General features: G+C 73.3%; 20 protein-coding genes and 1 pseudogene. 10 read left to right on the top strand and 11 right to left on the bottom strand.

Annotated features, from left to right (window positions below; all coding sequences use genetic code 11):
• The first annotated feature begins 3 nt into the window (after positions 1-3).
• The 7 genes from AOM07_RS10360 (at position 4) to AOM07_RS10330 (ending at position 5,407) form a co-directional block, all read left to right on the top strand.
• A complete protein-coding gene (locus tag AOM07_RS10360) occupies positions 4-1,269 on the top strand; it encodes an MFS transporter (RefSeq protein ID WP_062313518.1) in 1,266 nt (421 codons plus the stop codon).
• A gap of 84 nt (positions 1,270-1,353) precedes the next feature.
• Positions 1,354-2,133, top strand: coding sequence for a fructosamine kinase family protein (locus AOM07_RS10355; protein ID WP_062313516.1), 780 nt, complete (start codon positions 1,354-1,356; stop codon positions 2,131-2,133).
• A gap of 168 nt (positions 2,134-2,301) precedes the next feature.
• Positions 2,302-3,489, top strand: a complete 1,188-nt coding sequence (locus tag AOM07_RS10350; RefSeq protein WP_062313514.1) for a CE1758 family FMN-dependent luciferase-like monooxygenase — start codon at positions 2,302-2,304, stop codon at positions 3,487-3,489.
• Between the two features lie 8 nt (positions 3,490-3,497).
• Entirely contained in the window at positions 3,498-3,998 is a 501-nt protein-coding gene (locus tag AOM07_RS10345) for a MarR family winged helix-turn-helix transcriptional regulator (RefSeq protein ID WP_062313511.1), read from the top strand.
• Positions 3,995-4,699, top strand: a complete 705-nt coding sequence (locus AOM07_RS10340) for a CE1759 family FMN reductase (protein WP_062313510.1) — start codon at positions 3,995-3,997, stop codon at positions 4,697-4,699. Before AOM07_RS10345 ends, AOM07_RS10340 begins: the two co-directional genes overlap by 4 nt.
• Positions 4,696-4,986 (top strand): GNAT family N-acetyltransferase, encoded by a 291-nt coding sequence (locus AOM07_RS10335; protein ID WP_062313507.1) that lies wholly within the window; start codon positions 4,696-4,698, stop codon positions 4,984-4,986. Before AOM07_RS10340 ends, AOM07_RS10335 begins: the two co-directional genes overlap by 4 nt.
• 43 nt (positions 4,987-5,029) lie before the next feature.
• Positions 5,030-5,407, top strand: coding sequence for a SpoIIAA family protein (locus AOM07_RS10330; protein ID WP_062313504.1), 378 nt, complete (start codon positions 5,030-5,032; stop codon positions 5,405-5,407).
• Between the two features lie 19 nt (positions 5,408-5,426).
• On the opposite strand, the gene AOM07_RS10325 is transcribed toward AOM07_RS10330, so the two are convergent.
• From AOM07_RS10325 to AOM07_RS10305, 5 genes are all read right to left on the bottom strand, one after another.
• Positions 5,427-6,707 carry a glycoside hydrolase family 43 protein gene (locus tag AOM07_RS10325; RefSeq protein ID WP_156171907.1) on the bottom strand — a complete coding sequence of 427 codons (1,281 nt, stop codon included), beginning with the start codon at positions 6,705-6,707 and terminating at the stop codon, positions 5,427-5,429.
• Complete coding sequence (locus tag AOM07_RS10320; protein ID WP_062313502.1) at positions 6,704-8,587, bottom strand: family 43 glycosylhydrolase; 1,884 nt, start codon at positions 8,585-8,587, stop codon at positions 6,704-6,706. The genes AOM07_RS10325 and AOM07_RS10320 overlap by 4 nt, the downstream gene beginning before the upstream one ends.
• Positions 8,588-8,670: 83 nt before the next feature.
• Positions 8,671-9,687, bottom strand: coding sequence for a glycerate kinase (locus tag AOM07_RS10315; RefSeq protein WP_062313499.1), 1,017 nt, complete (start codon positions 9,685-9,687; stop codon positions 8,671-8,673).
• Between the two features lie 2 nt (positions 9,688-9,689).
• Complete coding sequence (locus tag AOM07_RS10310) at positions 9,690-10,331, bottom strand: NADPH-dependent F420 reductase (RefSeq protein WP_062313496.1); 642 nt, start codon at positions 10,329-10,331, stop codon at positions 9,690-9,692.
• Positions 10,332-10,371: 40 nt separating this feature from the next.
• Positions 10,372-11,307: a hypothetical protein gene (locus AOM07_RS10305; RefSeq protein WP_156165301.1), complete on the bottom strand. Its 936-nt coding sequence runs from the start codon at positions 11,305-11,307 to the stop codon at positions 10,372-10,374.
• Between the two features lie 193 nt (positions 11,308-11,500).
• Between AOM07_RS10305 and AOM07_RS10300 the strand changes: the two genes are divergently transcribed.
• Complete coding sequence (locus AOM07_RS10300) at positions 11,501-13,009, top strand: DHA2 family efflux MFS transporter permease subunit (protein ID WP_062313492.1); 1,509 nt, start codon at positions 11,501-11,503, stop codon at positions 13,007-13,009.
• A 162-nt stretch (positions 13,010-13,171) separates the two neighbouring features.
• Here the strand turns inward: AOM07_RS10300 and AOM07_RS10295 are convergent, their stop codons facing one another.
• The 5 genes from AOM07_RS10295 to AOM07_RS10275 all read right to left on the bottom strand — a co-directional run bounded on the left by AOM07_RS10295 (position 13,172) and on the right by AOM07_RS10275 (position 18,069).
• Positions 13,172-13,660: an NUDIX hydrolase gene (locus tag AOM07_RS10295; protein ID WP_062313489.1), complete on the bottom strand. Its 489-nt coding sequence runs from the start codon at positions 13,658-13,660 to the stop codon at positions 13,172-13,174.
• Positions 13,661-13,717: 57 nt separating this feature from the next.
• Positions 13,718-14,206: an NUDIX hydrolase gene (locus AOM07_RS10290; RefSeq protein ID WP_062313487.1), complete on the bottom strand. Its 489-nt coding sequence runs from the start codon at positions 14,204-14,206 to the stop codon at positions 13,718-13,720.
• Positions 14,207-14,348: 142 nt separating this feature from the next.
• Positions 14,349-15,107, bottom strand: a complete 759-nt coding sequence (locus AOM07_RS10285) for an SGNH/GDSL hydrolase family protein (protein ID WP_062313815.1) — start codon at positions 15,105-15,107, stop codon at positions 14,349-14,351.
• Between the two features lie 90 nt (positions 15,108-15,197).
• Complete coding sequence (locus AOM07_RS10280; RefSeq protein WP_084830249.1) at positions 15,198-16,922, bottom strand: FAD-binding protein; 1,725 nt, start codon at positions 16,920-16,922, stop codon at positions 15,198-15,200.
• A 163-nt stretch (positions 16,923-17,085) separates the two neighbouring features.
• Positions 17,086-18,069 carry a zinc-dependent alcohol dehydrogenase family protein gene (locus tag AOM07_RS10275; protein ID WP_062313478.1) on the bottom strand — a complete coding sequence of 328 codons (984 nt, stop codon included), beginning with the start codon at positions 18,067-18,069 and terminating at the stop codon, positions 17,086-17,088.
• A gap of 213 nt (positions 18,070-18,282) precedes the next feature.
• Here AOM07_RS10275 and AOM07_RS10270 point away from each other — a divergent pair, with 213 nt between their 5' ends.
• Both AOM07_RS10270 and AOM07_RS10265 read left to right on the top strand, forming a co-directional pair.
• Positions 18,283-20,652, top strand: a complete 2,370-nt coding sequence (locus AOM07_RS10270) for a LamG-like jellyroll fold domain-containing protein (protein ID WP_062313476.1) — start codon at positions 18,283-18,285, stop codon at positions 20,650-20,652.
• 244 nt (positions 20,653-20,896) lie between these two features.
• Positions 20,897-22,357, top strand: coding sequence for a glycoside hydrolase family 43 protein (locus AOM07_RS10265; protein WP_062313474.1), 1,461 nt, complete (start codon positions 20,897-20,899; stop codon positions 22,355-22,357).
• A 70-nt stretch (positions 22,358-22,427) separates the two neighbouring features.
• On the opposite strand, the pseudogene AOM07_RS10260 reads toward AOM07_RS10265, so the two are convergent.
• Positions 22,428-23,223, bottom strand: a pseudogene (locus AOM07_RS10260) (IS30 family transposase); the annotation flags it as partial.

The following is a 23,223-nucleotide window of genomic DNA, read 5'->3' as shown; positions in this document are numbered from 1 at the left end:
GCCATGACGTCCGCACGCGTCCCGAACGCGGTCCCCACGAGGCTGCGACGGGCGCGTCTCGGCGTCGCGCTGCTGTTCTTCACCAACGCGCTCGCGTACGCGAACCTCGTCCCGCGCCTGCCGGAGGTCCGCGTCGACCTGGGCCTCAGCTACACGCAGTTCGGCGTCGCCATCGCGATGATGCCGGTCGGCGCGCTGGTGCTCGGGCTGACGGCGGGGGCGCTCATCCGCCGCTTCCACTCCGCGAACGTCGGCACGTGGGGGATGGTGCTGCTCGCGCTGTCGGTCGTGCTCGCGGGCCTCGCCCCCACCGGCGTGCTGTTCGCGGCCGCGCTGTTCCTCGCGGGCGCGCTCGACTCGATCGCCGACGTCGCGCAGAACTCGCACGGCCTCCGCGTGCAGCGCGAGTACGGGCGGTCGATCCTCAACGGCATGCACGGGATCTGGAGCATCGGCGCGGTGGCGGGCGGCCTCATGGGCGGCGCCGCGGCCGGGCTGGGCCTCGACCTGGGCGTGCACCTCGCGGTGGTCGCCGTGATCGTCGCGACGGTCAACATCGTCGGGCACCGCTGGCTGCTGCCGGGCGCCGACCCGCGCGCGGACGTCGAGGCCGGGGGCCACGATGCGCACGGTTCGCCCGCCGACGCGCCCGCCTCGGCCGGCGCCTCGGCACCACGCCGCCGGCGAGGCCCGCTCGGCGCCGCCAGCGGCGGCACGTGGCTCGTGCTTCTCGCACTCGGCGCGATCGCCATGTCCGGCACGTGGGTCGAGGACGCGGGCGCCACCTGGGCCGCCAGCTACCTGCGCGACGAGCTCGGCACGGGCGCGACGCTCGCGGCGCTCGGCTTCGTGTCCCTCCAGGGCATGCAGTTCATCGGCCGCATCGCGGGCGACGCGATGGTCGACCGCTGGGGCCAGCGCGCGGTCGCGCGTGCCGGAGCCGTCATCGGCCTCGTCGGCATGGGGTCCGCGCTCGCCTTCCCCACGGTGTGGGGAACGATCCTCGGCTTCGGCGCGGCCGGCTTCGGCGTCGCGACGCTCATCCCGAGCGCGATGGCCGTCGCGGACGACCTGCCCGGCTTCAAGCACGGCGCCGCGCTCACGTACCTCGGCTGGCTGCTGCGCGCGAGCTTCCTCGTGTCGCCGCCGCTCGTGGGGTTCATCGCGGACTCGGTGTCGATCCGGGCGGGGCTCATGCTCATGCCGGTGTCCGCGGTGGTGGTGCTGCTCCTCGCGGGGGTCCTCGCGCCGCGCGTCCGCGCCCGCTGACACGTCCCGCCGCGCCGCCGTCCCGCCGGGACACCCAGTACTCCTCGTAGCGGTCCGCCGCGCCCCACGGGACACTGAGGACTCATGGACGCGCCCACGGACCACGTCAAGGCGAACCCCCACGCCCCCGCCGGCTTCTTCGAGGCCGAGGCGGCGGGACTCCGCTGGCTCGCGGCCGCCGGCGGCGCACGGATCGCGCGCGTCAGGGAGGCAGGCGCCGGGCGCATCGTCCTCGAGCGGATCGAGCATGCCGCGCCCACCCGCGAGGCCGCCCGGGCCTTCGGCAGGGACCTCGCGCGCACCCACGCCGCGGGCGCTCCCGCGTTCGGCGCGCGGCCGGCCGGCTGGTACGGCCCACTGTTCATCGGCAGCCGCGGCATGCCCGCGCTCGTCCGCGACAGCTGGGGTGCCTTCTACGCCGAGGCGCGCGTACGGCCCTTCCTCGCCCCCGCGCTCGCCGCCGGGTTCCTCCGCGCCGACGAGGCGGCGCTGGTCGAGCGCGCCTGCACCGTGATCGAGGGCGGCGCCTTCGACGACGACGCGCCGCCCGCGCGGATCCACGGCGACCTCTGGGGCGGCAACGTGCTCTTCTCCCCCGGCGGTGTCGTCCTCATCGACCCGGCGGCCCACGGCGGCCATCCCGAGACCGACCTCGCGATGCTCGCGCTGTTCGGGCTGCCGCACCTGGACGATGCGCTGGCGGCCTACGACGAGGCGGCGCCGCTGCGCCCCGGCTGGCGGGCACGCGTGCCGCTCCACCAGCTCCACCCGCTCGCGGTCCACGCCGCCGGCCACGGGCGCGGCTACGGCGTCGCGCTCGCCGATGCCGCGTCGGAGGTGCTGCGCCTCGCCGAGGAGTACTGAGCGTCCCGCAGGAGCGCTCGGCACGGCTGCGGGAGTACCGAGCGTCCCGGCCGGAGAGGGAATAGATCCGCCGGCCTGGCGTTAGTTACATGCGAACGCATATAATCGGCGGCAGGGGCTGGGACGCACGTCCCGACCATCGCAGCCACGGCCCCGGAGGAGCACCCCATGCAGTTCGGCATCATGTCCGTCTCGGACATCACCCGCGATCCCGTCAGCGGCTACACGCCGTCCGAGGCGGAGCGCATCGACGCGATCGTGAAGATCGCGGTCCACGCGGAGGAGGTCGGCCTCGACGTCTTCGCCGTCGGCGAGCACCACAACCCGCCGTTCTTCTCGTCGTCGCCCACCACCCTGCTGAGCCACATCGGCGCCCTCACCGAGCGCCTCGTGCTCACCACCTCGACGACGCTCATCACCACGAACGACCCGGTGCGCCTCGCCGAGGAGTACGCGATGCTCCAGCACCTCACCAAGGGCCGCATGGACCTCATGCTCGGCCGCGGCAACACCGCGCCCGTGTACCCGTGGTTCGGCCAGGACATCCGCCAGGGCCTGCCGCTCGCGCTCGAGAACTACAACCTGCTCCACCGCCTGTGGCGCGAGGACGTGGTCGACTTCGAGGGCCAGTTCCGCACCGCGCTCCAGGGCTTCACCTCGACGCCGCGCCCGCTCGACGACGTCCCGCCGTTCGTGTGGCACGGCTCGATCCGCACCCCCGAGATCGCCGAGCAGGCCGCGTTCTACGGCAACGGCTACTTCGCCAACAACATCTTCTGGCCCAAGGAGCACTACAAGCGCCTCATCCGCTTCTACCGCCAGCGCTTCGAGCACTACGGCCACGGCACGCAGAAGCAGGCGGTCGTCGGCCTCGGCGGCCAGGCCTTCATCGCCAAGAACAGCCAGGACGCGCACGACCAGTTCCGCCCGTACTTCAACGAGGCCCCGGTCTACGGCCACGGCCCCACGATGGAGGACTTCGAGGAGATGACGCCGTTGTCGGTCGGCAGCCCGCAGGAGGTCATCGACAAGACCCTCACCTTCCGCGAGGCCTTCGGCGACTACCAGCGCCAGCTGTTCCTCATCGACCACGCAGGCCTGCCGCTGAAGATGGTCCTCGAGCAGCTCGACCTGCTGGGCGAGCACGTCGTGCCCGTCCTGCGCGAGGAGCTCGACAAGGTCCGCGACCCCGAGGCGCCCTCGAACCCGCCGTCGCACGCCGACCTCGTCCAGGCGAAGTACGGCGACGCCGAGCCGCGCCAGCCGCGCCCCAACGCCAACCGCGGCGACAACGTCACGGGCGGCTCCCCCTACCAGGACTCGGAGTCGACGGTCGGCTCCTACCCCACCCTCTAGGAGGGACGATGACCACCGCACCGGTCGCGGGCACGGCGCCCCGCGCATCGTCCCGGGGCCGGACACGGCTCGCGAACGATGCGTGGGAGGCCGCGCTGGGCGCGCACACGGCGCTCATGCGACGCTTCACCGAGGACGACGTGTGGGACGGGCTGTCGATGCGCGACTACGACGTGCTCTACACGCTGTCGAAGTGCGACGCGCCGCAGCGGCTCAGCGACCTGGGCCGGCACGTGATGCTCAGCCAGCCGGGGCTGTCCCGCCTGGTCGACCGCCTCGTCGAGCGCGGCCTGGTGGGACGATGCGCCGACCCGACCGACGCGCGGGCCGCCCACCTCTCGCTCACCGACGAGGGCCGCGCGCTCCAGCGCCGCGTGGGCCGCGCTCACGGCGCGTCGGTCGCCGCCGCCCTCACCGCCCGCCTGAGCGACGAGGAGCTCGCGCTCCTCGAGTCGCTCTCCCGCAAGCTCTCCCTTCCCGACGACGACCTCCCCGAGGAGACCCCATGACCGACTTCCGCCTCGTGGTCGTGAGCGCCGGCGTGTCCGACCCCTCGTCGACCCGCCTGCTCGCCGACCGCGCCACCCAGCGCGTCACCGCCCTCGCCCGCGAGCGCGGCCATGCCGTCACCGTCACCACGATCGACCTGCGCGAGCTGCTCCAGGAGCTGCCCGCCGCGCTGTCGAGCCAGCTGCTCGGCCCGCGCTTCACGCGTGCGGTCGACGCGCTGGTCGCGGCCGACGCGGTCGTCGCCGCTGCTCCCGTGTACAAGGCGGGCGCGTCCGGCCTGTTCACGAGCTTCTTCCAGGTGCTCGACAACGACCTCCTCATCGGCAAGCCGGTGATCCTCGCCGCCACCGCCGGGACCGCCCGCCACGCGCTCGTGGTCGACGAGGAGATGCGCGCGCTCTTCGCGTACCTCCGCGCGCTGCCCGTGCCCACCAGCCTGTTCGCCTCGACCGAGGACTGGACCGACACCGCGCTCGGCACCCGCGTCGACCGCGCCGCGCGCGAGCTCGTCCTGCTCATGGAGTCCGGCTTCGCGCGGGCCGTGCGGGACGATGCGTGGGGCGCCTACCAGCACACCTACGGCTCCGGCGGCGGCACCGAGCTGGACATCGACCTCAGCTCGGACATGATGAGGCTCGCCACCGGCGGCTCGCTGCGCGACCCCGACGACGACCCGTTCGACCCGCGGCGCGCCTCATGACCACCGAGGTGACGCGGTCCGAGGAGCGCGGCCGCTACGAGCTCACGGTCGACGGCGCGCTCGCCGGGGTCGTGGAGTTCCGGCTGCGCTCGGGGCGCATCGTCTTCACGCACGCCGAGGTCGGCGACGCGTTCGAGGGCCGGGGCCTGGGTTCCGCGCTCGCCGAGGGGGCGCTGACCGACGCCGCGGCGCGCGGCGAGACCATCGTGCCCGCATGCCCGTTCATCGCGCGCTACCTGCGCCGTCACGACGTCCCCGGCGCGGAGGTGGACTGGCCCAAGGAGTGATCCTCCGCTCGCGCGCCGTCACCCCGCGCGCCAGGATGGAGGCATGCCCATCGAGCAGATCCACGACCTTCCGGCCGGCACGCTCGGGTTCCGTGGCACGGGGCTCGTGAGCGCCGACGACTACCGCGCGGCCCTCGAGCCCGCGATCGACGCCGCCGTCGAGGCGGGCGGTCCCGTCAACCTCGTCTACGTCCTCGGCGACGACTTCGAGCGCTACTCGCTCGGAGCGATGTGGGAGGACGCGCGGCTCGAGGGCGTCCCGCACCGGGCGTGGGGCCGCTTCGCGCTCGTCACGGGGCACGAGGTGCTCGCCGAGGCGGTGCACCTCATGTCGTTCCTCTTCCCGGGCGAGCTGCGCATCTTCCCCGGGCACCACGAAGCCGACGCGATCGCGTGGGCCAGCGGCGCGTCCGAGGGTTGAGCGTCGACGCGCGTCGCCGCTAGGCCGCGCGCACCGTCGCGGTCACCGTGATGGCGGTCGCGCTGAACGGCTCCTTGCCGGGCGCGTCCCACGCGGTCGAGCCACCCTCCCCCGCCCACGCGTCGAGGTTCGCGCCGAGCGTCCCGCGCAGGGTGCCGACGACGACGCCGTCGGCGTCCGGGGCCGCCCAGTCCACGGGGAACGATGCGGTGCCCCCGCCGTGCAGGTGCGCCTCGACCGCCGCGGGCAGCGCCGCCACGGACGCCACCTCACCGAGTTCGGGCGCCACCGCGGCCCGGGCGTCCGCGGCCCGCAGCGCATCGTGCTGCGCCCGGGTGAGCCCGAGGACGCCGCCGTGCTTGGTCGAGGCGCGCAGCGAGAAGCGCGGGCTGTCGAGCGGCGCCCACGGCGTCTCGGCGTCGAGGTCGGTCGACACCATGGGCCGGTAGCCGACCGACGGGATGACGTCGACGTAGAGGTACCAGCGGTCCTCGCCGTGCGCCTTGAACATGGTGGGGCCCTCGACGCCGTGGCCGGCGGCGTAGCCCTCGCCGATGCGCGTCTGCACCTCGCGCCACGCGGCGTCCGGCTCCCACCAGCGCTCCGCGTCCGTGACCTCCATGAAGAGGCCGCGCTGCGTGGCGCCGTTGTCCTTGGTGACGCGGTAGGTGCGGCCGCCGTGCTGGATCATCGTGGTGTCGATGGTGTGGTCGCCGTGGTCGAGCAGCACGCCGCCGAACTCGAAGGTGCCCTGCGTGAAGTCCGTCGTCGAGCCCCACAGGATCACCTGGTGGTCGCCGACGGTCGAGGTCCAGTAGACGACGAACGCGCCGCGACCCTCCCCGTGGAAATCCGGGACGAAGGTGGTCTCGGCGGCCCACATCATGCCCATCGCGGGCACGCCCGCGGCGGGCGCGCCGGACGCGTCGAGGGCCACGTCGAGCTGGCGCAGCGGCGACCACGTGACGAGGTCGCGCGACTCCCACACGTTCATGCGCGTCGAGTAGCCCTGCGACCACCGCGCCCAGCCCGCATCGTCCCCGCCGAAGACCCGCAGGTCCGTCGCGAGGATGTAGTACGTGCCGGTCTGCGGGTTGTGCGTGAGGTGCGGGTCGCGCACGCCGGTGGTGCCGAGGTGCGAGGCGAGGATCGGCTCGCCGCCGTTGAGCGGGACCCAGCGCTCGGGGTCGTCGCCCTCGGACAGGTCGAGGTAGATCTTCTCGGCGTAGCCCTCGGGGTCCTCGAGGAAGTGGACCATGAGGTAGCCGTACGGGCGGTCGCCCCCGGCGCCGGCGGTCATCGGACCGTGACCGTCACGGCGACGTCGCGCAGCTCGGGCAGGAGCTCCTCCTCGGTCTCCATGTCGAGCACCGGCATGCCGTCCGAGGCGAAGTGGACGCGGCGCACGAACATGTCGCGGCCGGTCAGCCCCTTGTGGTCGGTGCGGGCGTGGAAGACGTAGAGGAGGTTGCCGTCCTCGTCCTCGGACCACATGCCGTGGCCGGTGCCCAGCTGCATCTCGCCGTTGAACGGGCCCGACTTCTGGATCGGGTGGTTGAGCCGGGTCCAGGCGGCCGGGTCGGTGAGGTCGACGCCCTCGCCCGCGGTCGCGGTCACGAGGCCCGTCGTGTAGCTGTCGCCCACGGTCGAGCCCGAGTAGAGCAGGAGCAGGCGGCCGTCGCGCACGAGCACGTTGGGCCCCTCGGCGATGAAGTTGTCCCACGCGTACTCGGGGGCGACGATGCGCACGGGCTCGCCGGTGAGGCGCGTCGGGTCCGCGGGGTCCATCGTCGCGATGAACACCGAGCCCAGCATCTGCCAGGCGTAGTAGTGCGTGCCGGAGTCCTCGAAGTACGTCATGTCGAGCGAGATGCCCTGGATCTTGTTGAGCTCCGAGCCGTCCGCACAGAGCACGTGGCGGGTCGCGGTCCAGCTCTCGGGCACGGTCGGGTCGAGGTGGTTCCCCGCCTCGTCCTTGCGCAGCTGCACGATGCTCGCGCGGCCCGACCACATGTCGGTCGGGTCGCCGTACGAGGGCATGAAGAGGATCGACAGCGTGCCGTCGATCAGGTGGATCTCGGGCGCCCAGAAGCAGCCGGTCATCGGGTTGCCGTCGGCGTCGAGCGAGCCGTGGACCAGCAGGTCGACCTCGGTGACGCGACCGGCCTCGAGCGCCTCGTCGGAGAGGTCCTCGATGCGGTCGGCCATGCGGATCGGCATGCCGACGGGCTCCCCCGCGTTGTTGACCGGGTCCATGTGGAGGTCCTTGGTCGCGATCATGAGGAACTTCTCGACGCCGTTGAAGTCGAACCGGTACACCGACGGGTCGGCGCGCTCGTCCGAGAACGGCGTCGGGTAGACGGCCTGGCGCACGAGGCCGGCGACGGTGTGCTCGCCGGGCGCGGACGTGTCGATCGCGGCGAGCGCCTCCGCGTCCCACGCGATCGCGAGCGAGCCCGTGGAGCCGTCGCTGTAGTCGAGCTCGAGGCGCGCCGGCAGGTCGGCGACGGTCGGGGCCGAGCCCACCGCGACCTCGACGTCCGGCAGCGGGCGCGCGCCCGTGTTGACGATGGGACCGAAGCGCACCTCGAGGCCGCGCGCGATGTCGGCGGGGATGCTGATCGGGGCGCCGTGCTCCAGACCGGGCACGGGGCCCGGCTCGGCGGGGCTCGCGAGGCCGCCGTCGGCGGGGTCGGTGACCGCGGCGTGGAAGGCCTCCCCGGCGTCGTTGGTCCACTGGAGCAGGTACGTGTCGCTCGCGGCGTCGTAGACCGCGGCGGGACGATGCACGCCGTCGGTCACGCCGAGGTCGAGCAGGCCGAGCTCGTCGTACGTGAGCAGGTCCGGCGACGTCGCGACGAGGACGCTCGACCGCTCGGTGCCGTCGGGCGCGCCGCCGCGGGCGACGCGCGTGGCGACGACGCCGTAGCCGCCGTCGCGGAGGGCGAAGAGGTGGGGGTCGACGAGCGAGCGCAGGATCTCCTCGCTCGTGCCGGCCGGCGCGGGCGTCTCGGACACGCGCGCGAAGAAGATCCCGTAGTCGTCGAACAGGGGCGCGAAGCCGTCGGGGCCCTCGAGCGCGAGGTGCATGCTCAGCGCGACGTCCTCGTTGTTGGCCTCCGCGGCCGTGGTGGGAGTGCGGTGGTAGGCGCGGACGCGGCGCTCCATCGGGTCGGTCACGGACGCTCTCCTTCGAGTCGGGCGGTGGTGGGGCTCGCGCGCGCGGCGCGCGCTGCTCGGGGCCTCAGTGGAATTTACATCGTTTACCTGCGGCGCACAAAAGCGCTGGGACCGTGGTCCTCCCAGGCGCGTGCGGCGGCGCGTCCCGCCTCCTCGAGCCAGCGGTCGGGCTCCCGCATGGCGGCCTCGCGCGAGCCCGCGAGCGTGGTCAGCGACGCGGACCACACGCCCGGATCCGCGGCGACCTCCCCCGCGATCACCGCGACCCGCGGGAACGCGTCGAGCGCATGCCCGGTCGCCTTGCCCATGAGCGACTGCGCGTCGAAGCGCCCCTCCCCCGTGACGACGAGGTCCGCGTCCCGTCCGGCCTCCTCGAGACCCGTGAGGCGGGCCATCTCGGGGGCGCCCTCGACGAGCGTCGCGCCCCACGCGAGCAGCGCGTAGCCCACGCCGCCGGCGGCGCCGGTCCCCGGCACGTCCGGGTCCGCGCCGAGGCGCGCGACCACCTCCTCGAGCCGTCTCTCGAGCGCGACCACGTCGAGCGGCGAGGCGCCCTTCTGCGGAGCGAACACGACCGCCGCGCCGCCGGGTCCGAGCAGCGGGGCGCGCACGTCGCACAGCACGGTGGCGCCGCCCGGCGGGGGCCTGCGGTCGCCGAGCGCCTCGAGCACGGGCAGCCCGCCGTCCGTCGACGCGGATCCGCCGAGCGCGACCACCAGCCGGGTGGCGCCGGCGTCGAGGGCGTGCGCCATCACCTCGCCCAGGCCGCGCGAGGTCGCGCGGAGCGCGTCGGGCCCGGGCATGAGGTGCATCCCCGCCACGATGGCGAGCTCGCACAGCGCGGTCCCGTCGCCCAGGTCGAGCCACGCGCCCGCCACCGGAGCGCCCGCGGGCCCCGTGACGGGGCCCCGGCTGCGCAGCGCCGCCTCGGGTCTCGCGTGCCGCACCCCGGCGAGCGTCCCCTCGCCGCCGTCGGCCTGCGGGATCTCGGCCACCGCATCGTCCGGCCGCACGGAGCGCCAGCCCCGCGCGATCGCGGCCGCCGCGCGCTCGGCGGGCCACGTGCCCTTGAGCGCGTCGGGCGCGACGACCACCCGCATCGTCACGCCTCGCCGCGGGCCCGCGCGACCACCCGGCCGCGCTGCGACCGCGGGAACCGGTCGAGCATGGTGCGGATCTCCTCGGCGGTCGCGTCGGAGCCGAAGATCTCCGCGGGCGGCTCGAACATCACGCCCGCCGCGAGCGGGCCCGCGTCGACCGGATCGAAGCCGATCGCGTCGACGAGCGCGGCCACCGCGGCCTTGTCGTCCGCATCGTCCGCCGCGACCGCGATGCCGCGTCGGTCCGGGTCGCCCGGGGGCCGGCCGAGGTTCTCCAGCTCCCACACGCTCGCATGGTTGAGCGCCTTGACCACGCGCGCGCCCTCGAGGAAGGCCGCGACCGTCTCGGACGTCGAGGTCGTGGGGTCCTCGAGGTCCGGCCGGGCGCCGTCGATCTCCCACCAGTGGTTCATGACGTCGACGACGAGCCGTCCTCGCAGGAGCTCCTCCGGGAGCGTGCGGAAGCGGCCCAGCGGGATCGCGAGGATCACCACGTCGGCCGCGCACGCCGCCGCCGGATCGTCCCCGGACGATGCGACGGTCGCCTCGATGCCGGCGTCGCGGCACAGGCGCGCGAGGGCCGCGCCGAAGCGTCCGGCGCCGAGGATGCCGACGGCGCGCGGCGCCTCTGCGGCAGCCTTCATGCGCGCATCGTCCACGCGCACGAGGCTACCCACCGTCGGGTCAGGGGCGCTCGACCTGGACCACCGCGTAGATGCCGTCCTGCGGCACGAGCGCGAGCGCGTCCTCGCACGGGATCCCGGCGGCCGCCAGCAGGTCGGCGACGCCGGCGAGGTCGAGGGTCGGACCCGTCGGCCAGCCGAGCGCGGCGCAGCCCGCGCACGGCGGACGGTCGTCCAACATGACCGAGAAGACGAGCGTCCCGCCCGGCCTGACCAGGGCGTATGCGTCCGCGAGCGCCGCCGGGGCCTCGTCCGGCGTCACCGTCGACAGCAGCGCGAGCGCCTCGACGAGGTGCTGGCTCGCCGGCTCGACGACGGCCGCGGGCGACGCCGGCTGGTCCTCGATGCTCACGAACCGGTGGTCGCCGGGGTCGACGCCGTGCGCGAGCGCGACGCGGCGGCTCGCGTCGAGCGCGTCGGTGCAGGTGTCGACGAACGTGGCGGCGACGGTGGCGCCGACGTCGCGCGCACCGGCGATCGCCGCGACCACCGGGAACGCCGGACCGCAGGACAGGCTCGCCCAGCGCAGCGTGCCCGCGACGTCCACGGCCGAGCGCAGCGCGATCCACTGGAGCACGCGGCCGCGCACCCGCAGGGCGCGGGCGTCCGTCGCGGCGGTGAGGTAGCGACGCGCGTGCTCGTCGAGCTCCGGGCCGGTGAACATGTCGTCGCCGTCGGGGCGCGACAGGCGCGCCTCGGACGGCAGGTAGATGTTGGGAAGGGCGGCAGGCGTGCCCAGCCGCGCGGCCCACTCCGCGAACGAACCGGGAGAGACCGGCGAGGGATGCTCGTCAGGCCCTAGCGGCATCGCGCCGTCGGACTCGTCCGCGACGTCCAGCCGCACCATCCTCAGCCCCGACGGATCCAGCGCGGCTCCTACTGCCCGCACGTCGCGCGCGATGAAGCGACGAGCGGCCCCCTCAGCCGTGTGCACCATCAGAACCTCCGCATCCCCCGCCGGTCGACGGTCCCCCCAGGACACCTTCCGGCGGGGTGCACCGCCGGCTCAGCATGACGATGTTAGGCACGCCGGGCGAGATCAGGCAATGACTGAGTTATCCACGGTAGTGAGGGCACCCTCACAAGTGGGGGCTGACGCGCCGTCGGACCCGCGCGCCACAATGGACCCCATGTCCGACGACCTGGCCACCACTTCCCGGGCCCGCGCCGCACAGGCGACCAGCCCGGCCCCCACCCCTCCGATCGACGAGGCGACCGCTCGCCGCAACTCCGTCGTGATCTGGGTGCTCATCGTCTCGGCCTTCGTCGTCATCCTCAACGAGACCATCATGGGCGTCGCGCTGCCGCACCTCATGACGGACCTCGGGATCACCGCGGTCGCCGCGCAGTGGCTCACCACCGCCTTCCTGCTCACGATGTCGATCGTCATCCCGGTGACGGGCTTCCTGCTGCAGCGGTACCGGACGCGGCCGGTGTTCCTCACCGCGATGGCGCTGTTCACCGCGGGCACGCTCATCGCGGCGCTCGCGCCCGGCTTCGAGGTGCTGCTGCTCGCGCGCGTGGTGCAGGCGGGCGGCACGGCGATCATGCTGCCGCTGCTCATGACGACGGTGATGCAGCTCGAGCCGCCCGCGACCCGCGGTCGGCGGATGGGGTCGATCTCGGTCGTGATCGCGGTCGCGCCCGCGATCGGGCCGACCATCTCCGGGCTCATCCTGTCGGCCTTCTCGTGGCGCTTCATGTTCGTCTTCGTGCTGCCCATCGCGGCGGCCGTGCTGGCGCTCGGCTGGCGCCTCGTGCGAGACGTGAGCGAGACGCGCGACGCGCCGATCGACGCGCTGTCCGTGGTGCTGTCCGCGCTCGGGTTCGGCGGCATCGTCCTGGGCCTGAGCCAGATCGGCGAGGCACGCGGCGGCGGCCTGCCCCTGTCGACGATGCTCGCGATCGCCGTGGGCGCGGTGGCGCTGGGGCTGTTCGTGTGGCGGCAGCTGGTGCTGCAGCGCATCGACGACGCGCTGCTCGACCTGCGTACGTTCCGCGCCCGCACGTTCGCGGTGTCGATCGTCATGTTCGTCGTCATGATGATGTCGCTGTTCGGCATGATCATCCTGCTGCCGATCTTCATGCAGGAGGTGCTCGGGCTGTCGGTGCTGCAGAGCGGGCTGCTGCTCCTGCCCGGCGGGCTGCTCATGGGACTGTGCGCGCGTCCGGTGGGGCGCGCGGTCGACCGCTTCGGCCCGCGCCCCCTGCTCATCCCGGGCTCCGCGCTGGTCGCCGCCACGCTGTGGGCGCTGTCCGCGATCCTCGACCCGGGCACGCCGTGGTGGGCGCTGCTCGCGTGCCACGTGGCGATGAGCGCGGGGCTCGCGCTGATGTTCACGCCGCTGTTCGCGGCGAGCCTCGGGGCGCTCCCGCGGAACCTCTACTCGCACGGCTCGGCCACGGTGTCGACCGTCCAGCAGGTGGCGGCGGCGGCCGGCACGGCGCTGTTCGTGTCGACCATGGCCGCGGTCGCCGCCGGCGAGGTGGCGAAGGGTGCGGGCGAGGCGGAGTCGATCGCCACCGGCATCTCCGCCGCGTACCTCATCTCGGCCTCGCTCGCCACGATCCTCGTGGTCGCCGCGTTCTTCATCGAGCGGCCCATCGACTCGCCCGAGCCGGGGCACGCCGCACACTGAGGCCGGGTGGGGCGCCGCGCGGTCGGCCGGCGGTTCCGGCGGCGCGCGACCCAGCCGCTCGCGACCCAGCCGTTCGTGACCACCAGTCACCCATGAGGCGCAGCGACCTGCCGGAACCGACCACCACCCACCAAATCCGGTGGGCGGCGGGCGGGAGGACGCCTAGGACTCGAAGCGGGTGACCTCGCCGCCGTCGAGGACGGCAGCCACGCGCGCCGACATCTCGGCGCTGAGGCGAGGCAGGGCGTCCTCGTCGAACCAGCGGACCTCGAGGTTCTCGCCGTCGGCCGGGTAGGGCTCGCCGCTCACCCACCGGAAGCGGAAGGTGAGGTCGAGGAACTGGACGTGGTCGCCGTTGGGGTAGACCGCGGGGTCCTGGACGTGCACCCACGCGAGGGTCTCGGGCTCGGCAACGATGCCCGCCTCCTCGAGGAGCTCGCGCGCGGCGGCGACCGCGGGCTGCTCCCCCGGGTCGATGATGCCGCCGATGGTCGCCCACGTGAGGAAGTCCGCGCGGTGCGCGAGGAGCACCTCACGCACGCCCGCCCTGTCGGGCGACGGCCGCACCACGACCGCCGTCGCGCTCATGAGCCACAGCGGGGCGTGCCCGACCTTCGCCCGCAGCGCGTGGATGAAGTCCGGCGTCGCCATGCTTCACGCTAACCGGTGCGCGCGGCGCCCACCAGGGCCGATGCGCCCGTCGACCGCCTAGGACGACCAGCGGCAGACGTCCCCGGGTGCGAGACCCGCGGCGACGCGGTTCGCCATCTCCTCGGACATCGGCGGGAGCGCGTCCTCCTCGAACCAGGCGGCCTCGAGGTTCTCGCCGTCCGCCGGGAACGGCTCGCCGCTGACGTAGCGGAAGCGGAAGGTGAGGTCGAGGTACTGCGAGCGGTCGCCGTTCTCGTACCGCATCTCCGGGAGCGCGTGCACCCAGACGAGCGCCTCGGGCTCGGCCACGACGTCCGCCTCCTCGAGGCACTCGCGCGCGCCGGCCACCGCCGGCTCCTCGCCGGGATCGACGATGCCGGTCACCGGCGTCCATGCGCCGTTGTCCGCGCGGCGCACCAGGAGCACCTGGCGGGCGCCGGGCCGCTCGGTCGACGCGCGCAGCACCACGGCCGTCACGCCGGGGAGCCACAGGAGGTCGGTGCCGATCTTGGACCGCAGGTCGAGGATGAACTCGGGCGTCGCCATGGCGCCACGCTACCGTGCGCCGGACGGTGCCCCGCCTCACCTGGAGGGCTGCCCGGACCGCTCGTGGGCGGGGCGCCGGGCGGCCCCAGGCGAGGTCCGGATCCGACCTCCAGGCGGCCCGCAGAAGCGCCGGCGCGCGGCCTCAGGCCGCGGGCGCCTCGATGGTCGTCCAGGTCGCGTGCTTGGGCACGCGGCCGTCGCCCGACGAGCGCCCGGTGAGGCGCCGCCCGATCCACGGGAGCACGTACCGGCCCACGTAGGCCGCCTCGGCGAGCACGCCGGGCCGCCCCGGGTCGCCCTCGGGGGCGACCGGCAGGTCCGTCTCGACGCCCATCGCGGCGAGCACGCGCGCGGCGACCCGGGAGTGGCCGAGCGGGTTGAGGTGGAGCCGGTCGGCATCCCAGTAGGCCGCGCGGCGCATCTCGGGGTCGCGGTAGTTGTCGACGAAGGTCATGTGGTCGTACGCGGCGTCGAGCCGGTCGACGATGTCCATGAGCTGGTCGGCACGCTCGGCGAAGTTGCGTCCGCGCGGCAGCCGCTCGGTCGGGTCGGGCCCGGACAGGAGCACGAGTCGCACCCCCGCCTCGGCCGTGAGGTCGACGACGCGCCGCGTGAGCTCCTCGATGCGCACCGCGTCCCAGCCCGGCCGCATCATGTCGTTGCCGGAGCCGTTGAACGTGAGGACGTCGGGCAGCGGGTCGAGCGCGAGCGCGGCGTCGAGCTGCTCGGTCGCGATCGGCTCGACGAGCCGGCCGCGGATCGCGAGATTCGCGTACTCGACCGAGCCGTGCGCCTGCGCGAGGCCGATCGCCACGAGGTCGGCCCAGCCGCGCATCGTCCCGTCGGGCTGCGGGTCGCCGACCCCCTCCGTGAAGCTGTCACCGATCGCTGCGTATCTCACGTCCACCGACCCTAGACCCTCGCGCGGACGGCTCCCCGCGCGGGCACGGGCCGGGGGCCGCGACGACTTGCGCGGCCCCCGACCCCGGTCTCACGCGCCCGGAGCGGGCTCGGCGGGCTCGCCGACCGCGCGATCGACGGCGCCCTCGACGGCGACCTCGGCCGCCCGCGCGGCGACGTGCCGGCCCGCGAGGTACCCGAACACGAGCGCCGGGCCCAGCGTCGACCCTGCGCCCGGATACGTGCGGCCCACGACGGACGCCGACGTGTTGCCCGCCGCGTAGAGGCCGGCGATCACGCCGCCGTCGGTGTCGAGGACGCGCGCGTGCTCGTCGGTGAGCAGCCCGCCCTTGGTGCCGAGGTCCCCGAGCACGACCTTGAGCGCCACGAACGGCCCGTGCGCGATCTCGCCGAGGTTGGGGTTGGGCCCGTGGGTCGGGTCGCCGTAGTACGTGTCGTACGCGTCGTGGCCGCGGCCGAAGTCCTCGTCGACGCCGTTCCGAGCGAAGGAGTTGAAGCGCTGGATGGTGCGCTTGAACGTCGCCTTGTCGACGCCCATCTTCTCGGCGAGCTCCTCGAGCGTGTCGGCCTTGACCGCGACGCCCTCCTCGTAGAACGTCTTCGCCCCCTGGAGGAAGGCGTTGTTGAGGTAGCGGCGGCGGTGCCGCGCGTCGAGCACCATCCAGCTGTGGTTGGTGCGCTCGAGGCCGCGCTCGAGCATGGCGTGCCCGAAGTCGACGTAGCTGGTGGACTCGTTGGCGTAGCGGCTGCCCTCCTGGTCCACGATGATCGAGAACGGCATCGACCGCTCCGACACGATGAACGTGGGCCCGCCCTTGCTCGTGGGCGCGACCGAGGGGCCCCACCACGCGTCGTCCATGAGGGCGACGTCCGCGCCGTGGCGCATCGCGACGTCGATCGCGCCGCCGAGGTTGGCCGGGTTGCCGGACGACGCCTCGGAGTCGAGCCCCTGGTAGCGCTCGCGCCACTCGGCGTTGTGGTCGAAGCCGCCGGCGCCGAGGTGGACGCCCGCGCGCACCCGGATGCGCCGCTCGCCGCGCGGCCCGCCGACGACGGCCCCGACGCACACGCCGTCCTCGACGACTAGGTCGAGCAGGGGCGAGTCGAGCCGCACCTCGGTGCGCTGCTGGACCTTCGCGATGTACATGAGGCGCGCCGCGAGCGACATGCCCAGCCCGGTGAGGCGCTTGCCGGTCACCAGCCCGCCGAGGGCGCGCAGCACCAGGCGCGCGCCGCCCACGAAGCCGGTCGGCGTCGACCAGGCGCGGGCGAGCAGGTACGTGTCGCCGGCGAACAGGGGAAGGCCGGGCGGGAGCGTCTCGCGGGCATGGCCGTACCAGTCGCCCAGCTGCTTGACGTCGAACGGCGCGGGCTCGACGGTGCGGCCGCCGGCGATGCCGCCGGGCAGATCCGGGTAGTAGTCCGGGTAGGCCTTGGCCGTCTTCCACTCGAGCCCGTGGTCCTCGAGCCACCCGTGCACCACGGGCGCCGTCCGCACGAAGGCCCGGCGCCTCTCGAGGGACGATGCGGGCCCCACCTCCTCGGGCGTACCGACGCACGCGTCGAGGTACGTGAGCACCTTCTTCTCGGAGTCGTCGACGCCGATCTCCGCCATGCCCGGATGCGTCGGCAGCCAGCACCCGCCTCCGCTCAACGCGGTCGAGCCGCCCCAGCTGTCGGATCCCTCGACCACGAGCACCTCGAGGCCCTCGTCCGCCGCCGCGATCGCCGCGGCCATCGCCGCCGCACCGGTGCCGGCGACCAGGAGGTCGACCTCCTCGTCCCACTCCGCCATGTCGCTCCCCTTCGGGTCATGACCGGACATCCTTGTCCGGTTTGTGCGACCGACTCTACCGGACAGTCATGTCCGGTTGAAGGGGTGTGAGGCGACCGGGAGAGGGCGCCGGCACGGGCACCGGGGACGCTCCAGCGAGGCGCGCCGCGCACCCCCGCCAGGCTCAGCCCATGCGCACGACGAGCGAGCCCCGGGCGCGGCCCGCGCGGAGGTCGAGCAGCGCATCGTCCACGCCGTCGAAGCCGTACGTGGTGACGGCCGGCGCGAGCCGGAGGTTGCGGGCGAGGGCGAGGAACTCGGCGCCGTCCGCCCTGGTGTTCGCGGTGACGGAGCGGAGGTCGCGCTCGTGGAACAGGGAGCGGTCGTAGTCGAGCTCGGGGATCGGCGACATGTGGATCCCGGCGCTCACGACCGTGCCGCCGCGCATCGTCGCGTCGAGCGCCTGGGTGAGGATCGCGCCCACGGGCGCGAAGACGATGGCCGAGTCGAGCGGCTCGGGCGGCACGGCGTCCTCTCCCCCGACGAAGTCGACCTCGAGCTCCCGCGCGAGCGCCCGGTTGCGCTCCCCGCGCGTGATCGCGACCACCGTCGCGCCCGCGGCCTTGGCGAGCTGCGCGGTGATCGACGCGCTCGAGCCGAAGCCGTAGATCCCGAGCACCCCGCCGGGCGGCAGGTTGGCGCGCCGCAGGGCGCGGTAGCCGATGATCCCGGCGCACAGCAGCGGTGCCAGCCCGAGCGCCTCCTCGTCGTGCGGCAGCGGGTAGGCGTAGGCCTCGGGCACCGTGAGGAGCTCGGCGTAGCCGCCGTCGTGGTCCCAGCCGGTGAAGGTCGCCTCGGGGCACAGGTTCTCGCGGCCGGAGCGGCACCACCGGCATGTCCCGCATGTGCGGTGCAGCCACGCGACCCCGACGCGGTCGCCCTCGTCGATCGAGCGCACCGCCTCGCCGGCGCCGACGACCGTGCCGACCACCTGGTGGCCGGGGATGACGGCGGGACGATGCACGGGCAGGTCGCCGTCGACGACGTGCAGGTCGGTGCGGCACACGCCGCACGCCTCGACGCGCACGAGGAGCTCGTCCGCGGCGGGAACCGGGTCGGGCACGGACTCGTGCCGCAGCGCGCCGTCGCGGACCTTCCAGGCGTCCATCGGCACCTCCCCCACCAGTGAAGCACCGCGCGCGCGACGCCGCCCGGCCGGGGCCGCACACCGGTCGCGACCGCCCCCCCGCACCAGGCGCGACGCCGCGGAACGCTCCCCGCCGTGCGGATTGCACGCCCATGTACATCGTTGTAGAGTCGCGGCGGCGGGGTCATCGACGACCTCGCAGCAGTCTCTGTCCAACGATGAACAGGAGATGATGTGGCCCTCAGCCGCAGCACACGCCTCACCTTCGGGGCGATAGCCGCCACCGCCGCGCTCACGGGCGCGGCCGCCGCGACACCCGCGTGGGGGGACCAGCCCGCCACGCCGCCGACACCCGCCTTCGCCGACGTCACGGTCCACGACCCGTCGATCGTGACCTCGGGCGACGAGGTGTGGATCTTCGGCTCGCACGGGGCCTCGGCCTACACGACCGACCTCATGAGCTGGACCCAGCACTCGATCGACCTGAGCCAGGACGCGGACAACCCGCTGTTCGAGGACATCTACGCGGAGCTCGCGGAGACCTTCGAGTGGGCGCAGACGAGCACCCTGTGGGCCTCGGACGTCATCCAGCTGGCCGACGGCAGGTACTACCTGTACTACAACGCGTGCAAGGGCGACTCGCCCCGCTCGGCGCTCGGCGTCGCGGTCGCCGAGGACGTCGACGGCCCGTACGAGGACCTCGGGATCCTCCTCAAGTCCGGGATGTGGGACGAGGAGTCGGAGAACCCCGGCGAGATCTACGACGCCACCGTCCACCCCAACGCGGTCGACCCGGACGCGTTCTACGACGAGGACGGCGACCTCTGGATGGTCTACGGCTCGTACTCCGGCGGCATCTTCATCCTCGAGATGGACGCGGAGACCGGCCTCCCGCTCGAGGGCCAGGGCTACGGCACCCACCTCGTCGGCGGCAACCACGCCCGCATCGAGGCGCCCACCATCCGCTACGACGAGGAGACCGGCTACTACTACCTGTTCCTCTCGTACGGCGGCCTGGGCGCGGACGGCGGCTACGAGGTCCGCGTCGCCCGCTCGGAGAGCCCCGACGGCCCGTACGTCGATGCGAACGGCGTCGACATGGCGACGGTGAGGGGCGCGGAGGGCACGATCTTCGACGACGACTCGATCGAGCCGTACGGCGTCAAGATCATGGACGGCTACCTCTTCACCCGCGAGGTCGGAGACCCCGGCACCGGCGAGGGCACCGGCTACGTGTCCCCCGGCCACACCTCCTGGTACGACGACCCCGACACCGGCGACTCGTACATCGTGCTGCACTCGCGCTTCCCCGGGACCGGCGAGATGCACAACGTCCGCGTCAACAAGATGTACATGAACGCCGACGGCTGGCCCGTCGTGTCGCCGTTCCGCTACGCCGGCGAGACCGACCGCAAGGTCAAGCGCGACGAGGTCGTCGGCACGTGGCAGGTGGTGAACCTGGGCACCGAGATCAGCGCCGCACCCGACCTGCCCGTCGACGTCACCCTGACCACGAACGGCAAGCTCACGGGCGGCCTCGAGGGCACGTGGAAGCTCACGGGCCACGACCGGGCCGAGCTCATCACGCCCGACGCCACCTACACCGGCGTCTTCGCGCCCGTCTGGGACGACCAGCGCGAGGTGTGGACCGTGGGCCTCACCGTGCAGTCGTCGGAGGGCATCTCGCTGTGGGGCCGCCAGGTCGAGACCCTGTCCGGCCAGGCCGCGGTCGACGCCGTGATGGCGGACCTGGACCTGGGCGACACCTCCGCGGTCGTCGCCGACCTCGACCTGCCCACCACCGGCACCGGCGGCACCACGATCGCGTGGGTCTCCTCCGACCCGGAGCACGTGTCCGCCACCGGCGACGTCACCCGGCCCGGCGCCGGCGAGGACGATGCGACGGTCACCCTGACCGCCACCGTCGCCAACGGCTCCGCGGTCCAGGCCGTGCCGTTCACGGTGGTCGTCAAGGCACGGCCCGCGCCGCAGCTGGTAGGCGCGTGGTCCTTCGAGGACACGCTCGCCGATAACGCGGGCGCGCTCGCGGTGCCCACGGTGACCGGCGACCGCATCGACAACACCGGCGGCTCGGTATCCTACGTCGACGGCGTCTCCGGCTCCGCGCTCCACCTCGACGGCGCCTCGGGCGTGCGTCTTCAGGACGGCCTCCTCCAGGGCGACACGTACACGGTGTCGATGTGGCTGCGCCCGGAGGCCTTCACGTTCCACACGACGGCGTTCTTCGCGGCCAGCTCGGGATCGCAGTTCCTCAGCCTGGTGCCGAAGGGCTGGAACGAGCAGACGCTGCTGTGGTCCAACGACAACGGCGCCTGGTACGACGGCGTCACCGGCAGGCTCATCCCCGCCGGCGAGTGGACGCACCTCGCGTTCACGGTCGACGCGGGCGAGGTGACGCTCTACGTCGACGGCACGGACGTGGGCGCGAACCCGGCCTTCACCGACGTGCTCACGAGCCCGTCGGCCGTCTTCGCGCTCGGCGTCAACTGGTGGGACACCCCGTACCAGGGCGACATCGACGAGCTCGCGATGTGGACCTCCGCGCTGACCCCCGAGGAGGTCGCGGCCCTCGCCACGGCCTGACCTCCTCCCACCCCCAGGAGCGGGGGCGCCTCCCCCGGCGCCCCCGCTCCGTCGCGTCTGCCCGCAGACGGCTCCGTCCAGGGACGAGGCGCGGGTCGAGGCGCGGGGCACGCGGGCCGCGCGCGCCGCCTCCCCGACTCGGTCGACCGCCGGTTTGACCCGCTGATTTACAACGTTGTACTGTCGCGTCCACGTCGGCGCCCGCGCCGCCTGCTCTGTCCAACGACGCACCGGAGTACCACCCATGAACCGCACCCGTGCCGCCGCGGCGGCCACCCTCGCGACCGCCACCCTCGCGCTCAGCGCGTGCAGCGCATCGTCCGGCGGCCTGCCCGACCTTCCCGCGCCCTCCTTCGACGAGGTGACGGTCCACGACCCGTCGGTCGTGACCGCGGGCGACGACATCTGGGTCTTCGGCTCCCACGCCGCCTCGGCCCACACCGCCGACCTCATGAGCTGGACGCAGAACAGCATGAGCGTGGCGGACGCCGACGCCGCCGGCCTGTTCGACGACATCCGCACCGAGCTCGCCGAGACCTTCGCGTGGGCCCAGTCCGACACCCTGTGGGCGGCCGACGTCGTCGAGCTCCCCGACGGCCGCTACGCGATGTACTACAACGCGTGCGAGGGCAGCTCCGCGCGCTCGGCGCTCGGGATCGCGATCGCCGACGAGGTCGACGGCCCCTACGTGAACCTGCAGATCCTGCTCAAGTCCGGGATGTGGGACGAGGAGTCGGAGAACCCCGGCGAGGTCTACGACGCGACCGTCCACCCGAACGCGGTCGACCCGGACGCCTTCTACGACGAGGACGGCGACCTCTGGATGGTCTACGGCTCGTACTCGGGCGGCATCTTCATCCTCGAGATGGACGAGGAGACAGGCCTCCCGCTCGAGGGCCAGGGCTACGGCACGCACCTCGTCGGCGGAAACCACTCGCGCATCGAGGCGCCGAACATCCGCTTCGACGAGGAGACCGGCTACTACTACCTGTTCCTGTCGTTCGGCGGGCTGGACGCGTCGGGCGGCTACGAGGTCCGCGTCGCGCGCGCCGAGGACCCCGCGGGCCCGTACCTCGACGCGGAGGGCAACGACATGTCCGCGGTCGCGGGCGCCCCCGGCACGGTGTTCGACGACGCCTCGATCGAGCCGTACGGCGTCAAGGTGATCGGCGGCTACGAGTGGGCCGACGGCCCCGGCATCGGCGGCGACCAGGGCTACGTCTCCCCCGGCCACAACACCTGGTACGACGACCCGGAGACCGGCGAGTCCTTCCTCGTCTTCCACTCGCGCTTCGCGAGCACCGAGGAGATCCACGAGGTCCGGGTGCACCAGATGTACATGAACGCCGACGGCTGGCCCGTCCTGTCCCCCGCACGCTACGCCGGCGAGAGCCTCACCGAGGTCTCCGCGGAGGACGCGGCGGGCACCTACCAGGTGGTCCTGTTCGACAAGGTGATCTCGCCGCTCGCGCCGACCTCGGTCGAGGCGACGCTCGCGGAGGACGGCACCGTGTCGGGCGGCCTCGAGGGCACGTGGGAGCTCGGGGACGATGCGGCGGTCACCGTGACCACGGCCGACGCCGCCTTCTCGGGCGTGATCGCGCCTGTGTGGAACCCCACCGCCGAGGCCTGGACGTGGGGCCTCACGGTCTCGTCCGCGCAGGGCGTGCCGCTGTGGGGCCGGCAGGACGTCACCGGCGCCTAGGACCGGACGATGCGGCGAGGGCCGGGCGGGTGGGCGGATTCTTGGGGTCCTCGCAACACCTGGTGTTTGGCTAGGTGGTCAGTAGTAGATCACGCAGACGCTCGGCTGGAGTTTTCCAGCCGAGCGTTTTGCGTGGGCGGCCGTTGAGTTCCTGGGCGACATGCTCGAGGTCCACGGCGCTGTGAACGGCCAGGTTGGTGCCCTTGGGGAAGTACTGGCGCAGCAGCCCGTTGGTGTTCTCGTTCGATCCGCGCTGCCAGGGCGAGTGGGGGTCGCAGAAGTACACGGGCACGCCGGTCGCGACGGTGAACTGCTTGTGGCCGGACATCTCGGCTCCCTGGTCCCAGGTCAGCGACCCGCGCAGATGCTCCGGCAGGGTGCCGATCAGGGGCACGAGGACGTCGCGGACCTCCTCAGCCGTGTGACCGGCGGGCAGGTGGCCCAGCATCACGTAGCGGGTCGATCGTTCCACCAGGGTGACGATCGCGGAGGCGTTGTTCGCGCCGACGATGAGGTCGCCCTCCCAGTGGCCGGGCACGGCACGGTCCTCGACCTCGGCGGGACGCTCACTGATCATGATCATGTCGTCCACGAAGCGCTTGGTGCGCTGGGCGGGGTCACGGTGGGGCTTGCGCCGGGTGCGTCCCGTGCGCAGTGCGGCGGCGACCTCACGTTTCAGCCCACCCCGGGCCTGGCACGTAGATCGCCTGGTAGATCGTCTCGTGGCTCACGCGCATGCTCTCGTCGCTGGGATACTCGTCGATCAGAGCGTGACAGATCTGCTCCGGCGACCACTTCAGGCGCAGCTTCTCCACCACGAAGTCCCGCAACGGGCCAGGATGCGCGAGCTTTTCGACTTCCTTTTT

The organism is Demequina rhizosphaerae, from assembly GCF_000971255.1.
In the GTDB taxonomy this organism is placed as follows: domain Bacteria; phylum Actinomycetota; class Actinomycetes; order Actinomycetales; family Demequinaceae; genus Demequina; species Demequina rhizosphaerae.
This window is presented reverse-complemented; position numbering and strand designations above follow the sequence as displayed.